This window comes from Streptomyces montanus (assembly GCF_005786655.1).
GTDB lineage: Bacteria > Actinomycetota > Actinomycetes > Streptomycetales > Streptomycetaceae > Streptomyces > Streptomyces sporangiiformans.
In genome coordinates, this window is sequence record NZ_VBZC01000017.1 from 32,097 (window position 1) to 55,330 (window position 23,234).

The 23,234-nt window shown below is 68.9% G+C and carries 23 protein-coding genes and 2 pseudogenes; 13 read left to right on the forward strand and 12 right to left on the reverse strand.

Features of this window, described 5'->3' with window-relative positions:
• Window positions 1-819: 819 nt before the first annotated feature.
• The 7 genes and pseudogenes from FE633_RS17195 to FE633_RS17225 form a co-directional block, all read left to right on the forward strand.
• Window positions 820-1,239, forward strand: coding sequence for a hypothetical protein (locus FE633_RS17195; protein WP_138046044.1), 420 nt, complete (start codon window positions 820-822; stop codon window positions 1,237-1,239).
• A 58-nt stretch (window positions 1,240-1,297) separates the two neighbouring features.
• Window positions 1,298-2,596: a ParM/StbA family protein gene (locus FE633_RS17200; RefSeq protein ID WP_138046045.1), complete on the forward strand. Its 1,299-nt coding sequence runs from the start codon at window positions 1,298-1,300 to the stop codon at window positions 2,594-2,596.
• Window positions 2,596-3,567 (forward strand): Mom family adenine methylcarbamoylation protein, encoded by a 972-nt coding sequence (locus tag FE633_RS17205; protein ID WP_138046046.1) that lies wholly within the window; start codon window positions 2,596-2,598, stop codon window positions 3,565-3,567. The genes FE633_RS17200 and FE633_RS17205 overlap by 1 nt, the downstream gene beginning before the upstream one ends.
• A 57-nt stretch (window positions 3,568-3,624) precedes the next feature.
• A complete protein-coding gene (locus FE633_RS17210) occupies window positions 3,625-4,839 on the forward strand; it encodes a recombinase family protein (RefSeq protein ID WP_138046047.1) in 1,215 nt (404 codons plus the stop codon).
• Complete coding sequence (locus tag FE633_RS17215) at window positions 4,836-5,228, forward strand: hypothetical protein (RefSeq protein WP_138046048.1); 393 nt, start codon at window positions 4,836-4,838, stop codon at window positions 5,226-5,228. Before FE633_RS17210 ends, FE633_RS17215 begins: the two co-directional genes overlap by 4 nt.
• Before the next feature lie 133 nt (window positions 5,229-5,361).
• Window positions 5,362-6,141 carry an N-6 DNA methylase gene (locus tag FE633_RS17220; protein WP_138046049.1) on the forward strand — a complete coding sequence of 260 codons (780 nt, stop codon included), beginning with the start codon at window positions 5,362-5,364 and terminating at the stop codon, window positions 6,139-6,141.
• A gap of 123 nt (window positions 6,142-6,264) precedes the next feature.
• Window positions 6,265-6,714, forward strand: a pseudogene (locus FE633_RS17225) (transposase); the annotation flags it as partial.
• A gap of 234 nt (window positions 6,715-6,948) precedes the next feature.
• Here the strand turns inward: FE633_RS17225 and FE633_RS17235 are convergent.
• From FE633_RS17235 to FE633_RS17245, 3 genes are read right to left on the reverse strand one after another with little or no spacing between them, the layout of a single operon-like run.
• Complete coding sequence (locus FE633_RS17235) at window positions 6,949-10,098, reverse strand: error-prone DNA polymerase (RefSeq protein WP_138046051.1); 3,150 nt, start codon at window positions 10,096-10,098, stop codon at window positions 6,949-6,951.
• Window positions 10,091-11,590: a DNA polymerase Y family protein gene (locus tag FE633_RS17240; protein WP_246113670.1), complete on the reverse strand. Its 1,500-nt coding sequence runs from the start codon at window positions 11,588-11,590 to the stop codon at window positions 10,091-10,093. The genes FE633_RS17235 and FE633_RS17240 overlap by 8 nt, the downstream gene beginning before the upstream one ends.
• 28 nt (window positions 11,591-11,618) lie before the next feature.
• On the reverse strand, window positions 11,619-12,278 hold the full coding sequence (locus FE633_RS17245; protein ID WP_138046053.1) for a hypothetical protein: 660 nt from the start codon (window positions 12,276-12,278) through the stop codon (window positions 11,619-11,621).
• A 250-nt stretch (window positions 12,279-12,528) separates the two neighbouring features.
• On the opposite strand from FE633_RS17245, the gene FE633_RS17250 reads away from it, so the two are divergent.
• Both FE633_RS17250 and FE633_RS17255 read left to right on the forward strand, forming a co-directional pair.
• Complete coding sequence (locus FE633_RS17250; RefSeq protein ID WP_138046054.1) at window positions 12,529-13,260, forward strand: hypothetical protein; 732 nt, start codon at window positions 12,529-12,531, stop codon at window positions 13,258-13,260.
• Window positions 13,261-13,277: 17 nt separating this feature from the next.
• Window positions 13,278-13,484, forward strand: a pseudogene (locus FE633_RS17255) (low molecular weight phosphatase family protein); the annotation flags it as partial.
• A gap of 18 nt (window positions 13,485-13,502) precedes the next feature.
• Here FE633_RS17255 and FE633_RS17260 read toward each other — a convergent pair.
• Both FE633_RS17260 and FE633_RS17265 read right to left on the reverse strand, forming a co-directional pair.
• Window positions 13,503-13,715, reverse strand: a complete 213-nt coding sequence (locus FE633_RS17260) for a hypothetical protein (RefSeq protein WP_138046055.1) — start codon at window positions 13,713-13,715, stop codon at window positions 13,503-13,505.
• 434 nt (window positions 13,716-14,149) lie between these two features.
• Window positions 14,150-14,506: a transposase gene (locus FE633_RS17265; RefSeq protein ID WP_212747229.1), complete on the reverse strand. Its 357-nt coding sequence runs from the start codon at window positions 14,504-14,506 to the stop codon at window positions 14,150-14,152.
• A gap of 26 nt (window positions 14,507-14,532) precedes the next feature.
• On the opposite strand from FE633_RS17265, the gene FE633_RS17270 reads away from it, so the two are divergent.
• The 3 genes from FE633_RS17270 to FE633_RS17275 all read left to right on the forward strand — a co-directional run bounded on the left by FE633_RS17270 (window position 14,533) and on the right by FE633_RS17275 (window position 15,109).
• A complete protein-coding gene (locus FE633_RS17270) occupies window positions 14,533-14,670 on the forward strand; it encodes a helix-turn-helix domain-containing protein (protein WP_138046056.1) in 138 nt (45 codons plus the stop codon).
• A gap of 63 nt (window positions 14,671-14,733) precedes the next feature.
• Window positions 14,734-14,883 carry a hypothetical protein gene (locus FE633_RS47250; protein WP_171059990.1) on the forward strand — a complete coding sequence of 50 codons (150 nt, stop codon included), beginning with the start codon at window positions 14,734-14,736 and terminating at the stop codon, window positions 14,881-14,883.
• Between the two features lie 25 nt (window positions 14,884-14,908).
• A complete protein-coding gene (locus FE633_RS17275) occupies window positions 14,909-15,109 on the forward strand; it encodes a hypothetical protein (protein WP_138046057.1) in 201 nt (66 codons plus the stop codon).
• 57 nt (window positions 15,110-15,166) lie between these two features.
• On the opposite strand, the gene FE633_RS47255 is transcribed toward FE633_RS17275, so the two are convergent.
• From FE633_RS47255 to FE633_RS17295, 6 genes are all read right to left on the reverse strand, one after another.
• Window positions 15,167-15,337: a hypothetical protein gene (locus FE633_RS47255; RefSeq protein ID WP_171059991.1), complete on the reverse strand. Its 171-nt coding sequence runs from the start codon at window positions 15,335-15,337 to the stop codon at window positions 15,167-15,169.
• A gap of 182 nt (window positions 15,338-15,519) precedes the next feature.
• Window positions 15,520-17,199, reverse strand: a complete 1,680-nt coding sequence (locus tag FE633_RS17280) for a PcfJ domain-containing protein (protein WP_138046058.1) — start codon at window positions 17,197-17,199, stop codon at window positions 15,520-15,522.
• A gap of 1,173 nt (window positions 17,200-18,372) precedes the next feature.
• Window positions 18,373-19,302: a hypothetical protein gene (locus FE633_RS17285; protein ID WP_138046059.1), complete on the reverse strand. Its 930-nt coding sequence runs from the start codon at window positions 19,300-19,302 to the stop codon at window positions 18,373-18,375.
• A 73-nt stretch (window positions 19,303-19,375) separates the two neighbouring features.
• A complete protein-coding gene (locus tag FE633_RS17290) occupies window positions 19,376-20,290 on the reverse strand; it encodes a hypothetical protein (protein ID WP_138046060.1) in 915 nt (304 codons plus the stop codon).
• A gap of 221 nt (window positions 20,291-20,511) precedes the next feature.
• Window positions 20,512-20,676, reverse strand: a complete 165-nt coding sequence (locus tag FE633_RS47260) for a hypothetical protein (protein WP_171059992.1) — start codon at window positions 20,674-20,676, stop codon at window positions 20,512-20,514.
• 300 nt (window positions 20,677-20,976) lie between these two features.
• Window positions 20,977-22,353: a hypothetical protein gene (locus tag FE633_RS17295; RefSeq protein WP_138046061.1), complete on the reverse strand. Its 1,377-nt coding sequence runs from the start codon at window positions 22,351-22,353 to the stop codon at window positions 20,977-20,979.
• Window positions 22,354-22,464: 111 nt separating this feature from the next.
• Between FE633_RS17295 and FE633_RS17300 the strand changes: the two genes are divergently transcribed.
• Window positions 22,465-22,659, forward strand: a complete 195-nt coding sequence (locus FE633_RS17300) for a hypothetical protein (RefSeq protein ID WP_138046062.1) — start codon at window positions 22,465-22,467, stop codon at window positions 22,657-22,659.
• A gap of 83 nt (window positions 22,660-22,742) precedes the next feature.
• Here the strand turns inward: FE633_RS17300 and FE633_RS17305 are convergent, their stop codons facing one another.
• Complete coding sequence (locus FE633_RS17305; RefSeq protein ID WP_138046063.1) at window positions 22,743-23,054, reverse strand: hypothetical protein; 312 nt, start codon at window positions 23,052-23,054, stop codon at window positions 22,743-22,745.
• Window positions 23,055-23,234 lie beyond the last annotated feature (180 nt).

The following is a 23,234-nucleotide window of genomic DNA, read 5'->3' on the forward strand; positions in this document are numbered from 1 at the left end:
TACCGACCGTCGCACCAGCGTTGTGCCAGCACCGTGCCGACGGCTCACCGGCGGCTGTGCTGATCTCGCTCCGCCGACGTTCCGTGGCTGCGCTGCCGTGTCCGCCGACGGGCTTCGGGAAGGGGCACAGACAGGCTTCTCGGCCCCATGAAACAGCAATGAAACAACGTCTCCCTCGCGTCTCCGAGGTGACTCATCAGTACACGAACGAGACTCGACAGGGACACCGATAAGACGCCGACTGATGCCATTGGGTCTCTCAGAGTCCCGTACGCGTCCTCACGGTGTCTTGTGCGCGCCCCGATAGTGCCGCACTGGCGTCGCACACAGAGCCTTCGGAGGACTCACCTGCGCAGGGATGCCGGGTGGCGCCTCCCAGGAGACACGACCGGGACACCACAGGGACACCGTTCGTACTTCGCTGCGCCTCTACTGGATCAGCGTCGGTACCGCAGGTGTCCTGGGTGAGCACTTGCTGCGTCGCAGGCGGGACTCATAGGCGCATGATGCCGGCGGCTTGCGCGCGGCCACCCCAGGCGGGGGCACTGCGGTGTCTCGCAGGTGCCCCTATCAGCACTCGATAGGGACACTATTGGCACCTCACTCGCGTATCGAATGGGACTTGCACAGGACTCGATAGAGACACTAGAGTGGGCTCGCATTGATTCACATTCGAGAGGAAACGCCAAGGGCGGTGAGTCCATGTGACAGAGCGAGAGATATCCGGCGAACGACCGGATGAAGTGCAGGAACGAGTGGCAGGGCGAGGTGGGTGCAATGGCGAATCAGTCGGGTGAACCTCGCAAGGTCCGCTGGACCGTGCCCGCTGCCGACACCTCGGTAATCAAGTGGCTCGATCAGCAGGAGAACATCTCGCAGTCGCTGCGACTGCTCATTCGCGAGTCCATTCAGCGCGACGGCTACGTCGACGCCTACTACAGGCCCGTCGAGCAGCTGCCGCGTCGCGGCCGGCCGCCGCTGGAGAACACCGAGCAGCGCGATGACGACGAGGCGGTCACCGAGCGCCGTCCGGCCGCCACGATTCAGCCACAGCCCGCAGTCACCGAACAGGTCGACGCCGTCGTCGAGAAGACAGCACCAGCGCCGGTAGCCCAGCCCGAGCCGGTTCCCGCACCGGTTGAGACGGCCGAGGAGCCCGCAGCAAGCGCCCCCAGCGCACCGCCGGAGCCGCCGAAGCAGGCATCCATCGACGAAATCATGGCGAGTACTCGGCGCTGAGTGACGCGGTGAATTTCATTTTCCAGGCAGACAACACAGACACCGAGGGACCGAATTCATGAGCGCCAACAGCAACGACATCATCACTCTCACCGGCGGCATCGACGTCGGCAACGGCTACGTCAAGGGCGTCATCCAGAACACGAAGCAGGAGACTTTCGACGAGATCGATCTGCCCAGCGCGGTCGTCTCGACTTCCCGCACCTCGCCGAAGGTGCCGCTCCCCGACGCGGATGCGGCCTCCGTGCTGGCCGGCGACTTCTACAACCAGATCGACTGCTCGCTCACCACTCCCCTGGTGGCGGCGTCGGACCGCCGGATCTTCGGCCGCGCAGCGCTGTCTGTGCGTGGCTCGAAGTTCACCGAGTTCGAGGTGCTGGGCAAGCACTCCAAGGCCGATCAGGAACTGAGCAAGGTTCTGGTCCTGGGTGTCTTCGCCGCGAAGGCCCTGCGCGACTACGTCCGCGAGAACGGCGCGCTGCCCGATCACGAGCTGCGCGTGCAGGTTCGCGCCGGCCTGGCGTTGCCGATCTCTGAGTTCGTCGCGCGCCGCCACGCCTTCGCCGCCGAGTTCATCGGTCTGCTGGGCAGCGCGGATCCGACGGTGCACCTGGTGACGATCAAGAACTTCAGCACTCCCGTCTCGGTGCGTCTGCAGTTTGTCGACGTCCAGGTGATGGCCGAGGGTGCCTCCGCGCAGTTCGCTATCACCGACAAGGGTGAGCCGCTCGCACAGGCTCTGCTCGATGATCTGCGCGCCCGTGACGCGTCCATCGTCGATGGTGTCTCTGCCTCCGATCTGGTGGCGGTGCAGAACACCATCGGCGTCGACGTCGGCGAGGGCACCGTGAACTTCCCGGTCTTCACCGACGGCCGGTTCAACCCCGAGGCGGCCGACACCCTCGAAGAGGGCTACGGCACCGCGCTGATGAACGCCATGGAGCGCATGAGCGAGGAGGACGCCACGCTGCTGTTCTCCTCGCGCAAGCAGCTGGCCGACTTCCTCCACGCGGAGCCGTCGGTGTTGGTGAAGAACCGTCACCAGCGCGCCGCCGGCTTCGTCGAGGGCGAGGCCAGCTACCTGGTCGACGAGATCGCCTCTTTCTTCGGTGACGTCCTCTCCCAGGCCGGTGCGACGACCGAGGTCGTCTATGTCTACGGCGGTGGCTCGGGCCCGATCAAGCACCTGCTGCACCCGGCGCTGCTGAAGGCCGCCGGCGATGTGCCCGTGCTCTACCTCGACTCGAGCTACTCACGGCACCTGAACCGCGAAGGCCTGTACATCGCGGCGCGCCACGTCGAACAGCAGGCCCTCGCTGCGAAGCCCGCGGGCAAGCGCAGTAACGAGGTGACCTGATGTGTGAGGCACTGGAGACTCCTGGAAGACCGATCCCGGGCGATCCGTACGGGGAGTGGGGCGACTTCATCCTCGCCGAGCAACTCGAACTGCAGCAGCCAGGGGCCAATGCCTGGTGCCAGCGCTGGAACCACCGGCTGCCGACGTGGAGACGGACCCGGGACGGTGGCTTCGCCCCAGAGGCCCACCGTGTCGTCCGGATCCCGGAGGCTCCGGCGAAGCGCTTCACTGTCGCCCATCACTACAGTGCGAGCTGGCCCGTCGTGCGGCTTGCCTACGGTCTCCAGCGCGTCGACCAGCCCCCTGGGCCCGGCGACCCCGAAGGCGGCCGTCTGGTCGGAGTGCTCGCCCTCGGGGTTCCGATGAACACCGCCGTCCTCAATGTGTTCCCGGACCTGACGCCGCTGAAGGAATCGCTTGAACTCTCGCGTATGTGTCTTTTGGACTCCGTGGCTTCGAACGGCGAATCCTGGGCCTGCGCGAGGGCATTCCAGGACGCCGCCACCAAGGGAATCCGAGGGATCGTCGCACACGCCGATCCCGTCCCGCGGATCAGGATCACGGCCGACGGCCCGTCGTACGTGATGCCGGGACACATCGGCCACGTCTACGGCCACGGCCAGGGCTTTGCCTATCTCGGCCGTACCCGCGCCCGGCGTCTGGTCGTACTGCCTGACGCCACCGTGCTGAACGACCGCGCCACAGCCAAGGTCCGCCGAGACGAGACCGGCCACGCGGCAGTCGAACGGCGCCTCATCGCACTCGGAGCCACCGCCCGCCGAGCCGAGGAAGACGGCACGCGCTGGCTCGCTCGGGCGCTCGAGGAGGTCGGGGCAGCGGCGCTGCACCACGGCGGCTGCCACAAGTATGCGCGAACCATCGGCCCGCATCGCACGCGTCTCCGGCTCGCTGGGCCCGCTCTTCCAGCTCCACGGCACGGGACCCCTTCACTCTCACCACGAGGAAGGTAATGGGCCTCCGGGGCCCCAGCAGAGCACCACTGTCCGCTCCGAGTCCGTAGGAACGTCATGACCAACCCGTTCGCCCCGCCCATCGACCTCAGCCACCTGCCGAACTACCGGCAGGCCGACGCGCGTCCGCGCCGCGCGGTGTTCCTCGGCCGTGTCTCCACCAAGGACCGGCAGCTTCCCGCCTCGTCCATCCCGCGGCAGGTCGTCCTCGCCTCCGAACGCCTCGACCTGGGTGAAGAGTTCATAGCGCACTTCTGGGATGTGGAGTCCGGGATGTTGCCCGCGCATTTGAGGGGCCTGGGACCGCAGGAGATGTACGACGGGCTCGGCGTGCCAACGCCCCGGGACGGCGGCCTCCAGGACCTCGTGGACCGCGCAGAGCAGATGGGCATCACGCACGTCCTGGCCGAGCGTTCCGACCGCGTGGCGCGCGCCATGCTGACCAGCCTCACCGTGGAGCACGAGCTGGAGCGCCTCGGGGCAGAGGTGATCTACGCCAACGAGCCGACGGGCGGCACCGAGTCCGGCCGGCTGCGTACCCGCAGGTACGGGCAGGCCGAGGCGGAGATCTACCGCGCGACGATGATCGAGATGTCGATGGGGGGCCAGTTCCAGCATGCAATCGGCGGATGGAACCACGGCTACCCGCCCTACCCCTACGTCGCGGTGGTCGACGAAGATGCCCCGGTTCGGGGGCAGGGCCGGTTCGGGGAGATGCGGCCGAAGAAGAAGCTCGTTTCGCACCCCGACGAGCGCCGGTTCGACGCCGCCCGGGAGCTGTGCCGCCTCCGGCGGGAAGAGCACCTGAGGGCCGCGGGCATCATCACCATCTTGGAGTCGGAGCCCGACCGGTATCCGATCGAGGGCCGGTGGACACACACCCGGGTGGAGGGGTTGATCGCGAATCCGAAGCTCAGCGGCTATCAGGTGTACAACCGCAAGTCGAGCAGGACCGGCCGCGCCGGGTTCTCGCGGCGCAACCCCATTTCCCAGTGGGTGTGGTCGCCGAACGTCGTGCACAAGCCGGTGATCAGCCTGGAGGAGTGGATGCAGGCCCAGGAGGTCACCGCGGGACTGCGCGCGGGCGTCGAAGACGGCCCGCTGCTGCGCATCCGTACCGCGGCCTCCCGGCTCGGGCTCACCGTCACCGCGGTCAGCAGCAACGCCACGCACACGCTGTACCGGATCGGGAACCGGCAGATCGCCCTGCCCACCCCGGTGCCGGACACGCTCGTCCAGCAGGTCATCGAGGACATGGGGAGCGCGGCGTGAGCGAGATCATCATGGGCCAGGCCCACCGGCGCAGCCGGACCTGGGTGACGCACCTCGCCGAGCACGGTGTTTACGCACACGGGCGGACGCTGAGGGCGACGGAGGCGAACGCCGTGGAGGGGCTCGAACTCGTCGGCGTGAGGGCAGAGGTCACGCTCACCCCGGTGACACCGGAGCTGGAGACGCTCCGGGCCGCCGACGACGCACGCGAACGGGCCCTGCGCGCCGCGGTGCACGCCCTGGCCCTGCGCCGTACCACGCGGCACGACATCGCCCTGGCAACACGGGCACCGGCCTGGCAGGTGAAACAGATCCTCGCCGAGCAGACGAAGAAGGACGACTCACAGCCTCCTGCGGAATCAGCCACGACAGCCGAGGGCACCGTATGACTCACGGACGCCCGTACGGGTTCCTGCGGCCCGCCGCTCAGGGTTCCTGGAACCTGCGCGTCTTTCCTTTCGATCCGGAGGCCCACCGTGTCGTCCGGACCTCCGAGCCTCCGGCCATTGTGGTGCCGGGCGCATGAGCGGCTACCGCGAGATCGTGAAGTTGCTGGCGGCGAACACCGGCGCGAAGCGGATGAGCGAAGTCTTCGACAACTTCGTCGAGATGGCGGCGCTGGCTCTGCGCAACGCCGTGGACGTCCGCGGGAGCGAGGCCTGGGAAGCGCGCGAAGAACAGTACCTCCAGATCGCCGGCCGCTACAGCAGAACAGAGCTGGACCGCTTCGCGCACGCCCTGGCGCTGGTGACCACGGAGATGGAGCGCGAGCCCTGCGACGTACTCGGCCGCCTCTACATGGAGTTGGAGCTCGGCAACGAGCGGCTCGGCCAGTACTACACGCCCTACGACATCGCCCAGCTGATGGCCGAGATGCAGATCGACACGGTGGTCGAGCAGGTGCAGCGGGGTGGCTTCGCCGATGTCTATGAGCCCAGCTGTGGCGCGGGCGCGTTCATGGTCGCCCTGTCGCAGGCGATGCTCGAGCACAGCCTGAACCCTCAGACGCAGCTGCACGTGACGGCGGAGGACATAGCGCCGCAGGCCATGCACATGATCTATATCCACCTGACACTGCTGCACATCCCCGCGGTGGTACGCCGGCGCGACGTCCTCACGCTGGAGACCTTCGAGACGTGGCCCACTCCCGCTCATGTCCTCGGCGGGTGGGGCTGGAAGATCAGGTGGGCCCCGGCGATCAATGGATCACGGCGACTGATCATCACCACGCCGCAGGAGACCACCGAAGAGTCCGCTGATGCTCTGGAGGCGCAGCGGGTGGCGTCCCGCTTGGTGGTGTAGCCGATCAAGGCTAGGGCGTACGCCCGGGGGCGTGTGCTGATAGGGATTCCGCTCCCTGCCCAGCAGGCGGGCCACCTGCAACTCTCCTTGGTGAACGGCCAGTTCAACCCGGGAGGTACACGGTTGACCCTGTCCCAGTCTGACCTACTACGCCTGCTTGAGTCACTACGTTCGGCGGACGGACTCGAACTCGTCCGTTCGGTGGCCGAGCGGATGCTCCAGGAACTGATCCAGGCCGAGACGAGCGCGAGGATCGGCGCGGAGTAGAACGAGCACACCGACACCCGCACCGCGCTGCGCAACGGACACCGGGACAAGCCACTGACCACCCAGGCCGGCGATCTGGACTTGGCCATACCCAAGCTGCGCTCGGGCAGCTTCTTCCCCAGCCTGCTGGAGCGCCGCCGCCGTATCGACCAGGCCCTGTTCGCCGTCGTCATGGAGGCCTACGTCCACGGAGTGTCCACCCGCTCGGTCGACGAGCTGGTCAAGGCCCTCGGCGCGGACAGCGGGATCTCCAAGAGCCAGGTCTCCCGGATCTGCGCCGACCTGGACACCCAGCTGACCGCGTTCCGCACTCACTGGTGAAGTGTCGGTATTCGGGAGTTGCAGTATTCGCCCGCGGGGCGAGCGGCCCCGCGTCCGGCCCGGTCACGTCAGCAGTGACAAGGCGTACAGCTCTCGCCGCAACGGGTATCCCGTCTCGCTGGCGATAAGGGAGGGGAGCCGCCTTCAAGCACCAGCGTTGAGCGTCAGCTTGGGGCGTTGTCGTGGGCGCGGGTTGAACTCTTGTTTCTCCTCGGATCGTTACCGGAATCGCCCCGGTTGATGAGCGCGTGCGTGGCCCGCCAGGGCGTGTGCGCGGTGCACGATCATGTTGACCGAGCCGCGGTCGCGCTCGATGTGCCCATCCAGCAGAACCGCGGGGGCGCCAAGAACAATCTCGCGTGTGCGGTCCCAGACTGGGGGCGAGAACACCAGGTTGATCATGCCGGTCTCGTCCTCCAGGGCACCGAACGCCACCCCCTTCGCAGTCGGGGGCCGTTGGATGTACTTGGCCAGTCCGCCGACCCGCACCCGGGTCTGGTCGGCCAGGTCACGGGCCTCGTGCGCAGGCTGCGCCCCGTGTGAGGCCAGCAGAGCGCGGAGGTGCTGCGCGGGGTGAGTGTTGGCGCTGGCGCCGGAGGCGTCGAGGTCGGCGGCGGTGGCCTCGGCCGCGGTCATGACCGGCAACTCCGGCGCAGGTGCCAGGTCGTCCAACCCCGGAAGGACGTCCTGGATCTCGCCGGTATAGGCGCCGGCCGACCACAGGGCGGTGCGCCGGTCCACGCCGAGGCCATCGAATGCCCCGGCGGTGGCCAGCTGTTCCATCAGCTTCGCCGACAGCCGCGTGCGGCGGGCGACGTCGGCCACCGAGCGGAACGCCACGGTGCCGCGCGCGGTCAGGATCCGCTTGGCGATCTCCTCGCTGATGCCGGTCACGGAGGTCAGTCCTCGGCGGATCGCCGACCGCTGTTCCGGCTGGTCGGTGTGAGGCTCGAGCGTGGCGTGCGCACCGGAGCGCTGAATGTCGACACTGCGGACCTCGATGCCGTGTTGCTTGGCATCCTGGATGAGCGTCTGCGAGTCGTAGAAACCCATCGGGAGATGCGCCATAATCCCCGCCAGCATGGCATGCGGAAAGTGGTACTTCACCCAGGCGCTGGCATAAATGATGCCCGCCATCGACTGGGCGTGAGACTGCGGGAATCCATAATCCGAAAACGCTTCTATCATGCCCACAATGCGCTCGGAGGCAGCCTGGTCGATACCCTTGGCGGCCATCCCGGCAAGCAGTCGCCCGCGCAACTGTGCCACCCTTTCGGGAGAGTGCTTGGCGGCCATCGCCTTACGGAGACGGTCCGCCTCGCCCGGGGTGAAACCCGCACAGTCGATGGCCAGGGCCATAGCCTGCTCTTGCCACAAAGCGACCCCGAGAGTTTTGGAAAGCGCTGGTTCGGCGAGCGGATGCGGATAGGTTACGGGCTCCAGGCCGGCCCGCCGCCGCAAATACGGATGCTTTGATCCCGCCTGAATTGGGCCCGGCCTAATGATCGAGGCGGCAACCGCGAGGTCCTCGAAACATCGAGGCTGCAGCTGCGGCAGTGTCGAGACCTGCGCCAATGACTCGGCCTGGAACACGCCTATGGTCTGACCTGCGGCAATCATGGCGTACACGTCCGGGTCGTCCTGCGGAATCGAGGCCATGTCCAGCCTGATTCCGTGGTGTTCGGCAATGAGGTCGCACGCGGTGTGCAATGCGGCCAACATGCCCAATCCCAGGATGTCAATTTTCAGAAGATGGGCGGCGGCCACATCGTCTTTGTCGCCTTGCAGTACCGAGCGTCCTTCTCGGGTGGCCCATTCCACCGGCATGATTTCCCCGATGGGCTGGCGGGTCAGCACCATCCCTCCCACATGGATACCCAAATGCCGTGGCAATGTATGCAGTTGCCCCGCGAGGGAGCGTACGTCACCCGGGATGTCGGCCTCGGGCCCGGGCGGTTCGTGGTGAATATGGCGGGTCATCTCATTGATCCGCGCCGTGGGATAGCCGAGAGCGCGCGCGGAATCCCGCACACTCAGGCGGGGTTGGTAGGTGATGAGGTTCGCCACCTGGGCGCAGTGCGAGCGGCCGTATTTGGTGTACAGGTACTGGATCACTTCCTCCCGGCGGTCATTCTCGAAATCAATGTCGATGTCCGGGTCAGTCTTTTCGGCGTGCAGGAATCGTTCGAAGAGCAGGCCGTGCTTGAGCGCGTCGACGGAGGTGATGCCCAGCGCGTAGCAGACCACCGAGGAGGCGGCGCTGCCGCGCCCCTGGCACCAGATCCCCTGCTCGGCCGCGTACCGCGTGATGTCCCAGCAGATCAAGAAGTATCCCTGCATGCCCATGTCGGTGATCACGGACAGTTCGTAGTCGAGCTGTTTCCACGCCGCCCCGGCTGCCGGGTCGGTGCGTGGCCCGTACCGGCGGGCGCAGCCTTCTTCCGCGAGGTGGCGCAGATAGCTGTCGGGGGTGTGCCCGGCGGGCACCTCGAAGTCCGGCAGCTGCGGGCGCAGTTTGCTCAGGTCGATGACGCTGCTGCGGGCGAGGCCGACGGCGGATGCGATGGCCTGCGGGTAGCGTGCCATGAGGATGCGCATCTCCTCGGCGGTGCGCAGATGCGCCGTCGGAGCTGGCGGCAACTCCCCGATCGCGGTGTCGAGGTTCTCGCGGCGGTGCAGCGCGGTCAGCGCCGCCGCCAGCCGCGCAGAACGCGGGGCCGCGTACCGGACCGCGTTCGTGGCCACCACCGGCAGCCGCCATCGCTCCGCCGCCGCGTGCACGGCGGCGTTGCGTGGACCGTCTTCGGGCAGCCGGTGATCGACGAGTTCGGCGTGCAGATGGGTGCGGCCGAAGAGGTCCACCAGCCGGTCCATCCGGGCATGGATGGCGTCGGTGTCGTACGCCGCCTCGCCGACGACGGGGCAGCCGGTGAGGATCGCCCACTCTCCCTCGTACGCGGCAGCCGAGAGCGCGTCGAGGTCGTAGAGCGGGGCGCCCTTGGCACCGGCCAGCTGCCCGGCACTGATCGCCGCAGACAGGCGGGTGAAGCCCAGCAGGCTGCGGGCGATCACCACGATCGACCCGAGGTCCTGGTCCAGGGTGAGTTCGGCGCCGTAGATGCTGCCGATGCCGTACTCGCCCGCGGCCTCCGCCAGACGTCTCGCGCCGTACAGCCCGTTGACGTCGGTGATCGCCAGGGCCTCGATACCGAGGCGGACGGCCTCGGCGACCAACTCCTCCACGTGGTTGGCGCCGAACAGGAACGAGCCGGCGGAGTGCACGTGCAACTCGGCCCAGCCGCCGCCCACAGGCGTCGGCGCGGCGCGCGTACCGGGGAAGTGCAGCACCTTCCCGCGAGGGTCAGCCATAGAGCGCCTCCACCGCCCACCGGCCGTCTCGGATGTGCAGCAACCAGGCACGGCCGTCCGCACAGGCGACCTGAAGGCGCGCCAGGCGACGGGCCTGCGCGGGGATCCACCAGTCCTCCAGCACCGGCCACGGTCCGGTCCACCCGGTCACCGCCACCGGCGCGGCGCCGTCGATGGACAGCGCGGCCGGGGCCTGGGTGAGCAGGGCGCGTCCGCTTACCCCGACCGGGCCGCCATCTGCCCCGATCACCTGGGCAGGGCGCGCGGTGGGATAGACGACGGCCGGGTGCGGGGCCGGCAGCCGCCCCGGCCACGTCCCCTCCACCAACGGACGCGAACGCGCATCGCCATACGGGATGTCCACAATCCGCTCGCCCGGACCGCGGCCTCCGGCGAGTTCCTGACGTACCACCGCGCGGTGTCCGAGCATCGCCTGCAGTTGCCCCGCGGCGTGCTCCAGTTCCTCCGGCGCGATCCGCGGCCCGAACAACACCGACTGCCGCCCGGTCGCCGCCGACAGCCCCTCCGGGACCAGCCGCAGTGTGGTGATCCCCGCCGCGGCGCCGTCGAGCTGCCCGGTCTCGGCCCAGGCCGCGATCTGCCAGCGCACGCGCTCGGCAACCGCCAGCGCAGAAAGGCGCCCCTCGTGCCGCCACACCCTCGACAGGCGCCGCCCGGCCGCGAGTTCCGCTTCGACCTGCAGCCTGGCGCACACCGCGCCGGCCCCCGCAAGGCGGACATGGAGCTGTTCGGCGAGGGCTTTGGCGATGAACGCGACCGGCTCCAGGTTGTCTTCGGGCGGCTCAAATGCCTCGGCCACGCTGTAGTCCACATCCGCCCCGGACGTGTTGAGCGGTCGCGCCTCCAAGCCCCGGGCGGTGCGTTGTGCCGCGGCGGCATCGTGTCCGAACCGGCCCAGCACCCGATCACTCGGCAGCGCCGCGAACGCCCCCAAGGTGGTAATGCCCAAGCGGGGCAACAGCTGAGACAGCCGCGGGCGGCCCAGCACCCCCACCGGATACGGAGCCAGAAAGCCTGCCGTCTGCCCAGTAGGCACGAGTTGGCCAACCTGCCCGGCGCGTACCGCTAGGGCTGCGGCGAACACAGTGTCCGCCGCTCCGGTACGTGATTCGATCCCGGCGTCGGTGAGCACGGTGGTGATGTGCTCCACGAGGGCCAGCTCGCCGCCGAAATACCGCGCGGGTCCGCGCGAAGGCAGGGCGATCAGACCGGGGCGCAGGACTTCCATGTGCGGAGCGATCCGTTTCTCCAGCAGGCGCAGCACCGGCTCGAACGCCCGCGTCTCCGCTTCCGGGTCCCGGTCGAGCAGCCTGAGCTGGGGGCAGCGACCGGATGCCTGGCGTACCCGCATCCCCCGCTTCACCCCCTGTCGCCGGGCCTCCTTCGAACAGGCCATCACCCGCTCCCGCGCGATGATCGCCACAGGCTCGGCGTGATCCGCGCCCGCGGCCACCACGGGCCAGTCCATCATCCAGATCGCTAGTGCACGCACTGCCGGCTCACCCCGCGGTGACGGGCCGCAGCGGCACCACATCCGCGCCAGCGATGGCCGCGGGCTCGGCGATCAGCTGCACCGAGCCATCCGGCCCCGGCAGCCACACCTCCGCATGCCGCGGCTGTGCCGCCGCGCCCCGACCAGCCACCACCAGACGCGTACGGCGACCGGCGAGCAGACCAAAGCCGTCCCCGAGCCCGTCCCAGCGGGCCTCGGCCACCCGCAGCCGCAGCTGCGCCTCCGGCCAGTCCTGCCAGGTCAGCAACGTCGTACCGGAGCGCCGCACGCGGGCCGCAATGCGGCGGCTGGTCCGCAGGGACACCTGCCCGACGGGGCCGAGCAAGACCACCGGCGCCGCCTCGCACACCGTCGCCAGCACCTCGGGCCACCGCCGTCCCGGCTCGGGAACGGCCAGCCCGCACGCCAGGTCCAGCCCGGCATCCGCCGCAGCCAGCCCGCCGAGCTGCGGCAAACCAACTGCTGCCCAGGCCCCGCCGTCGGCCGCGGCCTCCGCGGCCAACGCAATCAGCAAGGGCAGGTCTCCCCCGGCGCTCACCACCGCGCCGTGGGGCAGCGTCCCGCCCGGGAGCAGGCTGGAGAGCGTGCCGGACCTAGCTCCGGTCGCCTCCGGAGTCCCTCGCTCACCAGGCGAAACGACATGCATGAACACATGTTCGATTCCTTGTGCGAGAAATGCAAGCCGCTGAGGGTCATACCACTCCGGCGAGCCTTCGCGACCGACTGCGGTTGGCGGCTCCGGCCGGGGCCGTGGCGGTTTCGAACGACCACGACGGGCGCCGGCCGGTCCGCCTCGTCCTGTCCGAAGTCGCCCCGCCCATCCCTCCGGCGGGCGGCAGTGCCCGTGGAGCGGACGAAGGGCAGGCGAACCGCGCGTGCCTCGCTACGCTGCCGCGGTGATCAAGTCCCCGTCGCTGCCCGGCGACCCCACCGAGCTGCACCTGCACATCTCCTACAACGACGAACTCTGGGACACCCCGCAGGCCGACACGCTGGAGCGTTGGGACGTCGCCGTCCTGCACCGCCGGCGTACCCATGACGGCGGGCAGACCCCGGAGGAGAGCAGTGGCTGTGCCGCCGCAGGATGTCCGTCGTGCACGACGGAGGATGTCGCCGTCGGGGAGATGACCTTCTACCGGGTGCATCTCGACCGCGGCCGGAATGCCTACTGGGCCATGGAGGAGGTCTCCGAGGAGCTGTACGAGATCGCCCAGGTCCTCCTCGACCCGCAGACAGGTTCCTTCACCAGCGAGGTCGGCGAACTGCTGGAGTACGTCGGTTCTGCACTGCTCGTCATGGATCGCGTGACCCTGGATCCGCAGTGGCGCGGGCACGGCCTCGCGGCCGTACTCGGCATCGAGGCGATCCGCCGACTCATGCCCGGCTGCCGGGCCATCGCCTGCTCACCCGGTATCACCGACCTTCGCAGTCAGCGTCTGACGGACCGATCCGAGTGGGACCGCGTGAACGCCAAGATCGCCCAGGGGTGGGAGCGCATCGGGTTCCGCCTGTACCGCGACAACGTCTATCTCCTGTCGCCGGCCTCGCAGGACCTGGAGGATCAGCGCGGCGTACTTCGTGGGCAGCTCGCGGAACTCGGCGCGTCCTGGCGGACCCCTATCTCCTGACGGACGCCGCTGCCGAGACGACGGAGGCGGCGCAGTCCTCGGATGTGGTGATCAGCATGGGGTGCGGCGACGCCTGCCCCGTGTTCTCCGGCAAGCGGTACCTGGACTGGCAGCTGGCCGACCCGGCCAGCCAGGGCGTCGAAGCCGTCCGACCGATCCGCGACGCCATCGAGCAGCGGGTGCACGGCTTGCTCGCCGAGCTCGGCATCCCAGCCTCCGCCTGACCGCCGCGTCGGGTGCGGTCATATGCCGAAGGGCGCAACCTGCTGCACGGTCAGGTCGTCGCGCAGCCGCAGGAAGCGGACGGGGCGCCGGTACAGGCCCGCATCGATCGCCGTGTCGGCCTGGAACTCCGCAACGAGGTCCGGCCGTACAGGGTGGTACTCCAGTTCGCCGCGCGTACCCCAGCCCGCACTTTCTCTGTCAAGTTCAGCATGTCGAAGTCTCCCAGCCATTGATCACGTGCGGTAACGCGGACCCCGGTGCGGCGGCTGTGCCCTCTCTTCGAGTGTTCTTGATGTGTGCGGCGCCGAGTCGCGCCGTCTGTGGCGCAGCCAGAGGCTCTGCTCCAGGACATGAACACGAAGTGGTGGCGCCAGAGGCCGTGGATCGTGGAGTACGACGGCGAGCAGATGCGCATCGCGTCCCGCCCGGTCGAGGCGGTCTCGCCTGCGCCGTAGCGCTGGCCGCCCCACATGCTTGCGGCCCCTCGAACCACTCACGGCTGCGCGCGAGCTTCGCCACGAGGACCCGTGTCGGTGATGCTCGGTGCGGCATGGTGTCGTTCGGCACACGGCCAAAGACGGGATCAATCAGAGAAGCGGCCTTGCCGCAGTGCGGAGGCCAGAACTTACGGCGATCGCGCGTCGGCCGTGGGTCCGGATGCTGTTCACGTCTTGTCCGTGCGGGCCAGGCAGCGCACTTCGCCGTCGCGCAGCCCGTAGTAGACCAGGTTGAGCAGCTTGCGGGCCGCGGCGGCCTTGGCGAGGCTGCGTGCCTGACTGCCGCGGCGCGCCTCGATGCGGTTCTTGTGGGCGCGCATCGGGGTGTTCTCGGGGGCGTGCTGGATGGCTTCGATGGCCGCCCAGCGCACCAGTTTGGAGCCCTGCTTGGTCAGATGCCCTCGGGAGACCTTCAGGTCGGACTCGCGGTGGCGCGGAGTGAGCCCGGCCCACGAGCACAGGTACTTCGGGGCGGGGAAGCGGGCCACGTCGCCGATCTCGGTGACGAACACCGCGGCCAGCACCGCCCGGCGGCAGGCTCCCGTCCGCTATGGCGATCTGCGACGAGTTCGGCATCTCGCAGGTGACCGCGAAGCGTGTGTTGACGGAGCTGCGGAAAGAGGGCCTCGCCGCCATGTATCCGGGCGTGGGCACGTTCGTCACCGAGCTGCCGCAGCCCGAGGGCTGACCGCTGTCAGACCCGAGCCGTAGGCTTGCCCGCATGCCTCCGACTCCCCCGCCTCGTGGCCCGATGCGCTCTGCAGCCGAGCTGAACGAGCGGATCCGTGGGTTCTTTACGCACCGGGATAAGCGGCTGAGCGACGCCGAGCGGGCCGAGTACGCGGCACTCCTCCCGCTGTGGGCGGAGGCCGTGCGGGACGAGGTCGTGAAGGCTGCGTGACCGCGGCAGCTTAGGATCTCCATCCGTGGCCGACATAGGTTTCCCCGTGATCGAGCTGGAACGTTCCGCCTGGGAGGCGATCCAGCGCGGCGAGCTGACCGTCGACACCACGCTCGCCGTACACGAGGGCATCGCCGCGTTCGCCGAGAAGGCAGGGCTGTCGCGGCTCGACGTCGAGATGGGACTGAAGCGGGCCGTCAGGCATGCGGAGCCCGCCGACGCCTGACAGCAGTCCGCCCCGGTGCATCAGGCCGGGGCAGGGTTCAGCTCACGAGTGAGCAGCCTACTGGGGGCGACCGACAACGCCGGGGCGGCGCGTCGACATGCGGTACTCGCCGACCGGATCCTGCGGTGTACGGGCGAACGGCAGCAGGTCGGGCGGCAGTTCGTTCCGATGCCTGCGCAGGATCTGCCGCAGAGCGCGGCCACATGTCGGGTACCAGCGGTGAGCCATGATCCCCAGCATGGCAGGCGACTACGACTCGTCCGGCCAGCTGTGGATAACCCGCTCCCCTCGGCCGTGGCAGAAAAGAGATTTTCTGCAGTCCACGTGGTGCTCCGGCATTCCGGGTAGCAAGAGAAGAACCCCGGCCTGCTGCCGGAGCACCAGGTCGGGGTCTTTGTAGAGATTTGGCGTCAGTGAGTCCTCTGGGGCAGTCGCAGCCCGTCCATGCCCAGAGCATCCGAGTGGAAGCGGACTTCCATGGCGACCAGCCCGTCGACGACCTGCTGGGCCGCTTCGCCGAGCTCGCGCACGGCGTCGCGGTTGTTCTTCCCGAGGATCTGCTCTACGCCATGCGACTGCGTGATCTGCAGGTTCAGACGCACGCGGCCGTCCGCTTCGCAGACTGCGGCGAACACATCCAGCTCCAGTTCGCCGGCGTACCCGCCGATGCAGTTGTTGAGCATCGCACCCCAGCGGGAGAGCGTCTCGGCATCACGGGCGACGACGAAGCTCAGACCGGGAGCTGCTTCCCGACCATCCATCAGTGCGGCCGTCTGCAGTGCCCATTGGTGGCGCTGGGCCTGCTTCGCGATCCGCTCGAGGCGGCGGGCCTCCTCGCGTTCGTAGCGCTCACGATCGCGGGCAGCCATCAGCTCGCGCCGACGGTCCTCGATCAGACCCAACGCCTGCACGCGGAATGCCTCGTCCTTCCAGAGGTCCCAGTCAGCGACCTGGGCCGTGCCCTCGGGAAGCAGCCGGATCTCGCGGTTGTAGTGCTCCATCTCGCGAAGGGCGTAGATCTCCTCCTGCATGACGCGCTGGGCCGTGCGGCCCCGGGGGTCGTGCCAGCGCTCGATTGCGGGCAGGTCCCGGACTAGGTGCTCGAGGTCACGGGAGCCGCGGACCCGGCGCTGCCCGCGGGCAGTGATGATCTCCGGAAGGAGGTCGAGGTCACGGGTGACGGCCAAACGGTGAGCCGTGCAGTCGGCTGCATCGGCCAGCGTGCGCCGTGCCTGGTGGACGGGCTCCTTGAGGATCCGTCGCAGCACTGGCTGCGGAGTCCGGCGCAGGATCGAGCGGATGCCTCGCCGCTGCAGGGACGTGAGCGACAGCTCGCGCATCAGGCTGCGGCCGCTGGCTGTTTTCGTGGTGCCCATTGCGTCGATGAGCCAGTCCACGGGCACCAGCCCGCGGAACATGGCGAACCAGCTCAGGGTGCTGATGTCCAGACGCTCCACCTCGCGGGCCAGCGGCCGACGGTAGGCGCGCACGCCGAAGAGGTTCTTCGCGACCTGCGCATGGTTGTGGCAATCGAGATAGGGCAGGTAGGCGGAGGCCGGACGATCCTGCCGGTCGTCCTTGAGCAGCGGGAAGCGGTCGTTCCAGTTCGGCAGCTCGCCGATGTGTTCGCGGATCGCGGCGATCGCCTGGTCCACGGCGTTGTCGACTCCCTCGGGCTCCGGTCCTTCGAGCCGGCGGGCCTGCGGGTTGCTGTGCACCCACCGCTCCAGTGTCCCGGACAGCCCGTGGATCCAGGACTCGACCACGCTCTCGGAGAAGACGTGGCGTGTGTTGGATTTGCCGGTGCGGCGGTCGATCTCGCGCAGGACGACGAGGTCCTTCTTCGTGCGGGCCATCGACGTGAGCTTCTCGGAGGTCCAGTAGTGGAATGCCTTGCCCGAGGCGCGCATGCGGTGCACGCGCCTGTAGAGCGAGACGGCGACGGACGTCCGGCCGTCAGGTAGAGCCCGCGCCAGGATCCTCAGGCTGATGCCGGAGGTCGCGCCTTCGACTGCGGCGACACCCTGCTCGGCGAGGGCGTCGTCGACATACTTGATGTGGAGCAGGGCGTGCTCGGTGCGCTCGGGCATGGCGGTCTCCCCGGGACGATGTGATGGATTCGGCAGTGAGACCCCCGGCGCTGCCTTGCAGCGCACTGCCCGCGTCTCATCCGATTCCCTCTCCCTCAACTCGTCCCCCTGTCAGGCCATTCGAGATCGCCTGTCGATTCGAGGTCATGTCATTCGAAAGGCCTTTCGACAAGGAATGCACAGCCCGACTGACTCGGAGTGAGAAGCCGGGGCTGAGCGTGCGAAAAAGGAAGACCCCCGCCGACGGTCCCTGCGGGGGTCTTGGCTGTGCTGTTCGCCAGGCGACGCGCTCGATGCGCGTGGCCCCCGAGTCGTCCTGAAACCCGGTGGCCAGGTCGCACCAGAAGCCACTACCCAGTCGGACCAAGGTCTTTTCCTCCCGACCTCCCCAGACGGGGATGGCGGGGACGTTGCGCCGGTCGAGAGCCGTGGTCGTGCAGATGGTCCCCCCCGGTGTTCTCGTCGAGGCTCTTGTCGCCGGCCTTAGGGTTCGCAAGATCGGCCAGGGGGCTGATGCTGGTCATGACGCAGAAGACTGCCGCCGGTGCGAGGACGATCACGTTCGTCGCGATCATGAGGGTGAGGAGCACCCGGCCGATCGTCTTGGCGGCGCGGTCCCGGCAGTAGTGCGAAGAGCGGGGGCACCCGTTCGTCACCTACAACCCGTGGCCCCGGCCAGGCGACCATCGGCCAGCCGGTGACGATCCGCACCCTGGACGAGCACGGCTGCGCTTGGCCAGGCGGCTGATGTACCCGTCGTGGAACCAGTGCTGGAGGTACTCCCGGGTGAAGCTGGAGATCATCGCGGCTTCGGCGTCGGTGGGCCGCTCGTTGCTGCCGAACGTCGCCGGCGTACGGTCGCACACTGCGGTGGACCGTACGCCCTGGGGTCTTGAGCTGGTGGAGCAGCACGCCCGCCACCCGCTCCAGCGCCTGCACGTACACGTTGGCGCTGCTGGCCGAGCGGGTCTGAGCACCGCTCGGGAGCACGGCCGTCGCGGCGTCCGTGCTCCCGGTGAGGCAGCTCAGCCTTCAACCGACCAGGGAACGAGGAAGCCATGACCGAGACCACTGCCGCACCCACCCCGAACGAGATGGACGCGCTCCGCGCCCGGGTCGAGTACCAGGCGGTGAAGCGCAACCCCGGAGCTAAGGCTTTCTGTTGGCGGACGGTCAGGCGATGGACTTACGGCACTGGTCACAGCGGTACGTGTAGACGGGCATCAGGTCGGCGCGCCGGGCCGACCCCAGGTTCTTGAAGTCGTCGCGATCCCGTGCGCACGGAACGCAGAGCCAGAAGCTGCCCAGGAGGTACGCGATGATCTCCTGCTGCGGGTCGCCGGGCATGGTCGGTTCCTTCCGTGAGCTGGGTCCTTCCTCGATGATGTAGATCTTCTCGGCGACGTAGGCGTCGTCCTGCTCCTCGGCTGCGCTCTCGACTTCGTGGGAGATCTGGCTGATCACGGGGATCAGCGTCAGCCGGTCGATCGGGTAGGCCGTGCGGATGGTGATCACGGCTGTGGTGAGGCCGCCAGCAGACGGGAACGCCACGCCGTCGAGCTCCGCGTGTGCGCCACGGATGCTGTGGCTCGTCGAAATGGGCACCGTGTGCCGCGGCAGCTCCGGCATCTGCTCTGCGCGTGCGTACAACGCGGCGCTCACTGCGCCACGAACATCAGCGAACTCGCTGGCGTGCAGCACCACCGGCGCAGCGTGCTCGTAGCCCGCCGCCACCTCGAAGGCGACCTTGGCGGCCTCGACGGCGCGCGTCGGACAGTGCGGTCCCGGGGAGACCTCGTCTCGCCCCGGCTGGGCGGGTACTGGGCAGCCGGTCACGAGCGCGGCCAGCTCGGCGGTCTCGGGGGTGATGTACCCGGCCGTGGCCGCCGCCTCGCGTGCCATCGCCAGGTAGGCGGTGGCCTGCTCGCGGTCGTTGAGCCACGGCGCACCGTTCCTCACGGCGGAGGCGAGGTCGGTCCACATTGCGGAGGCGGCGCGGGCGCAGGCGGCTTCCTTGGTGTAACGGCGGGCGCTGGCGATCTCGGCAGCCCTGGCGGACATGTCGGTCAGGGTACGGACGGCGGCGGTGTCATCGGCGGACATGATGTGTGTTCCTCTCCTGCTGGCCCTGCAAGCGCGGCTCGCACGGGTCGGCCTCGGACCGCTCGGGGCGGGGCTACTGGGCGGGGGTTCCGCCAGTGCTGCACTCGCACGTGTGGGCGCAGTCGCCGCAGTCCTCGCAGACCTGGTGCGGGCAGCAGCCGCACGGCAGGAAGCGGTTCGGCGGCAACGTGCAGCGGTGCGCGGCCTCGTCGGCGGCCGCGGCCTCGGCTCCCTCGCGCTCCTTCCGGGCGAGCGCCTTCACGCAGGCCTGGCACGACACGTCGGTGCCGGGGTCCTCGAGGCTGCTCTCCGTGTCCCACGGGAAGTACATGCCGCACGCGCCGATGTCGCCGATGCCGTCGTCCATCTGCCTGGTGGCGTGCACCCCGCGGCCGCGGGCCGCCTTCTTCCGCCCCGGGTAGCCGTCGGGGTCGGCCTCCTGGTCCAGGGCGGCCAGAGCCTCGCGGACGGCCTGGGCGTCGGCGTCGGTACGGATCCCGACGGCGCGCAGCGACCTGCACGGCCACGGCACTTGACCGCCGATCGTGTGCTCACTGCTCCGGCACTCGGCTCGGTGGCCCTTGCACAGCTTCGGCGGCGCGCAGCACCCGTGCCGGGCGTTCGCGGTCTTCGGGTGGAGGGCGAGCATCGCGCCCTGGAGGCGCAGCATGCCCACCGCGGCGGCGGCCCGGATCGCGTCCTCGTGGGCGTCGAGGAGCGCCTTCGCCTCCTCGTGGAACATGGGCCCGCCGGCCTCGGGGGCGACGAGTTGGTTGAAGATCGGGCGCCGGGTACCGTTCACGGTCGGATCCGGGGCCTGCCCGCCCAGCTCGTCGGCCTGGTCGTCCAGCCGCAGAGCGGAGATGAGGATGGCGTCGTGGGTCTTGGAGTCGGCCGTGTCCGGCAGGTTCAGTTCTGTGCGGCGCAGGAACTTCGCGGCCCGGCGCAAGGCGGGGATGTCCTTCGGGGTGAATTCGACGGTGACCATCGGTCATCGGTGTCCTTACTTTGTAGGTGGGTTGATTCCGGCCACTCGTAGGATCGGGAGACCCAGGAATGCCGGGTGTGGCACACGGGCGGCCTCGTCGGTCTGCTGGCGGCGAAGCCGATGCCGACGACTGGCTCGTGCGTGAGGTTCACAGCGCCCTCGTCGTACATCAGGGCGCTGTTGAGCCGAACGGAATGCGTGGGCCACGTTCGTCGGGGTGTTCAGCTCGGTATGTCCGGGAGGTCGAGCGCCCGCCACTGCTCGCCGTTCCAGAACTGCCAGGTGGCGGTGTCGGGGTACTGGTCGTCCAACTCGCTGGCGATCTGGACGAGGAACGGTGAAGCAGGGTCAGCACGCAGGCCGAGCCACAGTGGCGGGATGGTCAAGCGAACAAGGACGCCGTTGAAGCCGTCGATGTCGATGCCGCAGGTCGTCCATGACCCGGAGGTCGGCGGGAGACATCCACATCGGGGGCTCAGCGAGGGTCTCATCGATGTTGTTGCCGACCTGGTCGCCGCTCGCCATGGTCGGGGCAGTGATCGCCACCCCCGGCGCGAGGCTGCCCGCGTGCAGGCGCACGAGGGAGTCAAGGTGCAGTGCGACCATGCCCGCCGCATCACTCGCGGCCTCGAAGTTCCAGCCCCAGCCGCGCCTCGTCCAGCTCGGCCGCCGTCGGCTCCTGCGCGTCAGTGGGCGGCGTCGACCAGCTGACTGGTGATGTCCACGGCCGGACCGACAGCGATCAGTTCAGCCGTGTCGTTGACGCCCATCCCGTACGCCCAGAACTCGGGGTTCTCGCCCTTCGGCGGCACCGTGTAGACGCGCAGGTAGCGGGCCTGTCGGTCGAACGTCACCTTCCACACGTGCCGCTCCTCGCCGCGGATGCGGATCCGGTAGCCGGAGCGCAGCTTACGGGCGGGGACGGAGCCGGGCTCGACGTCGGCGGCCGCCGCGGGCTGGTGGGGCAGCGCGGTGAGGGTACGGCGGACCTCGACGGGCCGGTACTCCCAGCCGGGCTCGGACAGAGCCTTGATGTCGTCGATGGTCTCCTGCGCCTCGTCCAGGGTCTTCGCCGCATGCGGGGTGTACAGGTGCTGCCACTCGCCGCCGGGCTGGCGGGTCTGGAGGGTGTAGATGACCTCCTCGTGGAGGACTTCCCGGGGCTGGGTGGCGAAGAATGCCTTGGCGGCCGCGGCGCTCTCCTCAAGGGTGGGCAAAACCGGGGATGCAGACGTCTCGTCGACGACGCGGAGGGTGTCGGTAAACACCGGGATCAGGCCAGCGCCGTCGCTCAGCGCGGTCGTGCGGTGGTTGACCAGCCACGGCGTGCGGTCCACGCGGACGGTGATGGTCTTCGGCTCCCCGTTGACCGTCGCGGTCTTCGCCTCGACCAGGTCACCGGCGTGGATATGCACGGGCATCGGGGTCCAGCCGTCGGGGGTGGACGGCTCCTCGGCGATTTCGGAGATGGGCCGCCAGGCGAACACGCAGAACACCGACTTCGACTCGATCCGCCAACCGGCCTTGCTCAGCTTGTCGGCGGCGATCTGGAGTTCGACCTTGAAGGGGTTGCCGTTGTGGTCGCGGATGCGGCCGGCGAACACCCAGTAGACGGCGACCCGGCCGTGACCGCGGGGCTCGACCATGAAGCCGCGGACGTCGGCGCCCTCCTCCGGGTCAAAGTGGTTGGTCAGCTCGGCGAGCTTGAGGTTGTTCAGAGCTTGGATGGCGGCGCGGGCGTCGGGGTGGTCGGCGTGCTTGGGCAGGGAGCCCTTCGTGGTGCCGGCGGTGGTGACGATGCCGCCCTCGATCGGCTCCCGGGCCGGCGCGGGTGTGGTGGCGACGGTGCCCTGGGCGACCTGGAGCGCGGTGAGGACTTCCATGCCCCTGTCGGTCAGGTCGGAGTTGACGGGGTGCATGATGCCGCGGTCGACGAGGGCCTTTTCGGTGCGGGGGCCGCAGTTGAGGATCTGGCGGTTCCTGCCGCTGTAGATCGCGCGGACCATCGGCTCGGTGAGGTCGTACTGCTTCATGACGGCACGCATGGCGTCGGTGATGTCCACGAGGGTGCTCCTTCGGGGTGTTGGGGCGGGTTACTTCGCGGAGGCCGCGCGGCGGGCGAGCAGGTCGAGTCCTGCCTGGCGGGCCCTGCCGAGGTCGAGGTGGTAGAGGCCGTGCCGGATGTCGACGTGGCTGCACAGTGGGTGCCAGGCCGCGGCGTTGCTGTCGTAGAGGTTGCCGACGTAGTCGCCGAGCCCGTCAGACTCGTCGTCGGTGAGGTCGCGTTCGGCGCCCTCGGCGGCGAGCAGCCGTGCTGTCTCGTCGGCCTCCGCCTCGATCGCCTCGGTGGCGCCGTACTGGTCGCGTAGTTGCAGGTAGAGGGCGGCGGTGTCGGCGGCGAAGGCGAGCCAGCGTGCGGCACGCCGCCGCCCAGCGGGGGTGGTGGCCGCCGTCAGGCGGCGCCGGTCGGATTCGAGCTACATGCGATGCCAGAACGCGGTGACCGTCGTCGTGGCCAGGTTCGCGCGCACGAACCGTCGGCGTCCGCCGCCCGCTCGCGGCAAGAGGCGCAGAACTCGCAAGGGTTCGGCATCTCGCCGCCGGTCTCGGCCGCTGCCGATGCGGCGGCGTGCCACAGGGTGTGGCCGATCGGGTCGGCCTGCTGCCACACCGTGTTGAGCCGGGGCACGTCGTCCCATCGGCCGTCGCGCAGCGCGTCAGCCAGGTTCCGGGCGGCCGTGATGCTCGTGGGCAGGGTGGTCATAGGGTTGTCCTCGTCTCCCCGTCTCGATGGGAGATGGCGGGCCGGTTGCCCCAGGTGTACGGGTGTTCTGTGCTCCTTCCACGTTCCTCGCCTCCTTGATCGTGGTGCAGGTGCACCGGCCCCATCGGCCGGGGCCGTTGCCTCCGTCCAGCACGGTCCACGTCTTGTCCCCGCACCGCC

Excerpts from the sequence above, each read along its gene's own strand:
- FE633_RS17200 (WP_138046045.1), top strand. The coding sequence starts at position 1,298 with ATGAGCGCCAACAGCAACGACATCATCACTCTCACCGGCGGCATCGAC.
- FE633_RS17260 (WP_138046055.1), bottom strand. The coding sequence starts at position 13,715 with ATGGCTGGGAGACTTCGACATGCTGAACTTGACAGAGAAAGTGCGGGC.
- FE633_RS47255 (WP_171059991.1), bottom strand. The coding sequence starts at position 15,337 with ATGGCTCACCGCTGGTACCCGACATGTGGCCGCGCTCTGCGGCAGATC.
- FE633_RS17245 (WP_138046053.1), bottom strand. The coding sequence starts at position 12,278 with ATGCATGTCGTTTCGCCTGGTGAGCGAGGGACTCCGGAGGCGACCGGA.
- FE633_RS17285 (WP_138046059.1), bottom strand. The coding sequence starts at position 19,302 with ATGTCCGCCGATGACACCGCCGCCGTCCGTACCCTGACCGACATGTCC.
- FE633_RS17235 (WP_138046051.1), bottom strand. The coding sequence starts at position 10,098 with ATGGCTGACCCTCGCGGGAAGGTGCTGCACTTCCCCGGTACGCGCGCC.
- FE633_RS17270 (WP_138046056.1), top strand. The coding sequence starts at position 14,533 with ATGGCGATCTGCGACGAGTTCGGCATCTCGCAGGTGACCGCGAAGCGT.
- FE633_RS17210 (WP_138046047.1), top strand. The coding sequence starts at position 3,625 with ATGACCAACCCGTTCGCCCCGCCCATCGACCTCAGCCACCTGCCGAAC.
- FE633_RS17220 (WP_138046049.1), top strand. The coding sequence starts at position 5,362 with ATGAGCGGCTACCGCGAGATCGTGAAGTTGCTGGCGGCGAACACCGGC.
- FE633_RS17240 (WP_246113670.1), bottom strand. The coding sequence starts at position 11,590 with ATGATGGACTGGCCCGTGGTGGCCGCGGGCGCGGATCACGCCGAGCCT.
- FE633_RS17290 (WP_138046060.1), bottom strand. The coding sequence starts at position 20,290 with ATGGTCACCGTCGAATTCACCCCGAAGGACATCCCCGCCTTGCGCCGG.
- FE633_RS17280 (WP_138046058.1), bottom strand. The coding sequence starts at position 17,199 with ATGCCCGAGCGCACCGAGCACGCCCTGCTCCACATCAAGTATGTCGAC.
- FE633_RS17205 (WP_138046046.1), top strand. The coding sequence starts at position 2,596 with ATGTGTGAGGCACTGGAGACTCCTGGAAGACCGATCCCGGGCGATCCG.
- FE633_RS47250 (WP_171059990.1), top strand. The coding sequence starts at position 14,734 with ATGCGCTCTGCAGCCGAGCTGAACGAGCGGATCCGTGGGTTCTTTACG.
- FE633_RS17305 (WP_138046063.1), bottom strand. The coding sequence starts at position 23,054 with ATGACCACCCTGCCCACGAGCATCACGGCCGCCCGGAACCTGGCTGAC.